Source organism: Catenibacterium sp. (genome assembly GCF_052354645.1).
GTDB lineage: Bacteria > Bacillota_I > Bacilli_A > Erysipelotrichales > Coprobacillaceae > Catenibacterium > Catenibacterium mitsuoka_A.
In genome coordinates, this window is sequence record NZ_DAWDDM010000280.1 from 1 (window position 1) to 2,605 (window position 2,605).

The window sequence follows — 2,605 nt, forward strand, 5'->3', positions numbered from 1 at the left end:
CCCTTAAAAAATATCTTAATACACAAGAGCAAAAGAAAATTGTTTTTAACTCTCCCCTTAAAACATAATTGTATACAAGAAGGACGTTTCAATGCGAAACGTCTTTTTTGTATATATTTGCGATTGAATGTATATAATATAAGTGATGAAAATATCAAAAGGGGTGTGTTTTATATTACTGCAATGTCCACTCATCTAAATGCAAGAATTGAATCTAAAGTAAAGTCTTCTAAGAGAATAGTTGATATGAGTGTATTATCAGAAGAAGAGTTGAATGAAGAATTAGAAAAAGGATATGCTGATGTACAGGCTGGACGTACAAAAAACGCAAAAACAGCTTTCGACAATATTCGTAAGGATTATCAGTTGAACACATAAAAAACAGTAAACAGTCTTTCATTTTCCGATTGACTGTTTTCTTTTTGTAGAAAAAAACAAGCTGGATAACCAGCTTGCTCGTTATTCTATTAATCCTGTATCTCTCAATAAGAGTTCTAGATCTGTACCTTTTACATTCTTTAATACAGTCTTTAAAAGCATCTTTTCCTTGAAGTTTAATGGTAACTCATTAATCTTCTTCTTATCTACTGCATAATAAGCTGCTCGTAATAATTCTCTGATATCATATTGAGAACCCCATACTTCAGGTACACCACGATCTACATTCAGTAATGTATAAACACTTTCCATACCTGTACGCATAGAATACTCAGTAGTAAAGATAGTATCTCTTGGTGTTTCTGCAAACTGTCCAATAAATGCGAAGTTCACTGCACCTTCTGGTACAACTTTAGGACGGTCTACATTCTTTCTAGGCTGGAAGAAGGCATTGATATAAGGCATAAAGCATGTTGTTGTATTACATGCATTTTCTGAATAGTCTTTGATCTTGCTTTCATCCATACCAATATGGTAAAGCCATTCCTGACAGATTTCTTCACCTGTACAATCTCTCATAGCTTTTTTGATATAGTTACCTTCTGTATCAGTATGAAGAGCATAAAGCCATATAAGTACTGTATCTTTATTCTGAGATCTAAACTGTGGCTGACGATTAATAGTCCATGATAAGAACCAATTATTTTCACTATCCTTAACAGTCACAATACCACCAGTAGTTACTTTACCAGCACGAGGATCACGTTTACAAATATTCATAATATGCTGAATAATATCTTTATTAGATGTTTCTACAGTGGCACTCATCCAGTTAGTCGCTTCTGTATCACTGCAGAATACATCAGGATGTCCATATTCGTCATGTTTTGCTTGTTTCGCAATATTCTTCCATAAATCCCATGATTCACCTTGACCATTCACAATACCAGATAAATCAGGTGCATGTGTCTGATCACCGTAACATGATGTATCAGTACAACATCCATTAGTAATAAAGACTAAATCATCTGCAGTTAAAGGAATAGACTGTTCTTTATTATCTTTTACATAAATAAGTTCCTTAGCCGTCTTCTTGCCATCTACTTCTTCAATAACCACATTTTTAACATCCATACCAAACTGAACATCTACATCATGTTTCTTTAAATATTCAATTAAAGGTAAAATCATACTTTCATACTGATTATACTTAGTAAACCTTAAAGCACTAAAGTCTGGTAAACCATCAATATGGTGTACATAACGGCATAAATAACGCTTCATTTCTAATGCGCTAGACCATTTTTGGAAGGCAAACATAGTCTGCCAATATAACCAGAAATTAGTTTCCCAGAATGATTCAGGTAATACATCTGAAATCTTCTTATCTTCAAGATTTTCTTCAGGTGTAATAAAGAGCTGAGACAATGCCATGGCACTATCTTTATCTAGTTTAAATAGTTTATCAGTATGTGCATCTTCACCCTTATTGACTGTTGCACGACATAAAGAGTAGTTAGGGTCATGCTTATTAAGCCAATAATATTCATCTAATACAGATACGTTAGGTGTTTCAATAGAAGGTACATCACGGAATACATCCCACATGATTTCAAAGTGGTTATCCATTTCACGTCCTCCACGCATATAGAAGCCTTTATGAACATCTTTATAACCATCACAGCTTCCTCCTGCAAGTTCAAGCTTTTCTAATAAATGAATATGATTGCCAGGCATCTGCCCATCTCTTACTAGATAGAAGGCAGCAGTTAAACCTGCTAAACCTGTTCCAATAATATAAGCTGATTTCTTTTCAACACCCTCTGGTTTTTCTGGGTGTGCAAATGCTTCATAAGTTCCTGATGAATAATACATAATTCATACCTCCTTGATATGACTCTAGTATAAATCAAGTGTTAAAATTTTTATTTAGACAAACAAAAAGCCATGATAAATATCTTATCATGACCAATCAAGTGTAAAAATTTTAATCAAACTATTAGTTTTGATGAATTTCAAATCTTTTAAGTGCTCGATGAATACAACCATCCATAATTTCATTCATTTTATTAGACAATAACTCAGGACTTTCTTTCATCTTAAGAGAAGACGGATAAATCTTTCAGGGTAGATATTTGTATCTAATAGTAATTGATGTATTTTATCTAAGATAATCCATGAAAGAAGATGATGCATATCAGTAAAGTGATAATAGAATGTCATACGG

Annotated in this window: 2 protein-coding genes; one reads left to right on the forward strand and one right to left on the reverse strand. The window is 33.1% G+C overall.

Annotated features, from left to right (window positions below):
• The first annotated feature begins 165 nt into the window (after positions 1–165).
• Positions 166–378 carry a hypothetical protein gene (locus ACT8VG_RS09935; protein WP_444195770.1) on the forward strand — a complete coding sequence of 71 codons (213 nt, stop codon included), beginning with the start codon at positions 166–168 and terminating at the stop codon, positions 376–378.
• Positions 379–459: 81 nt separating this feature from the next.
• On the opposite strand, the gene ACT8VG_RS09940 is transcribed toward ACT8VG_RS09935, so the two are convergent.
• A complete protein-coding gene (locus ACT8VG_RS09940) occupies positions 460–2,253 on the reverse strand; it encodes an oleate hydratase (protein ID WP_444195771.1) in 1,794 nt (597 codons plus the stop codon).
• Positions 2,254–2,605 lie beyond the last annotated feature (352 nt).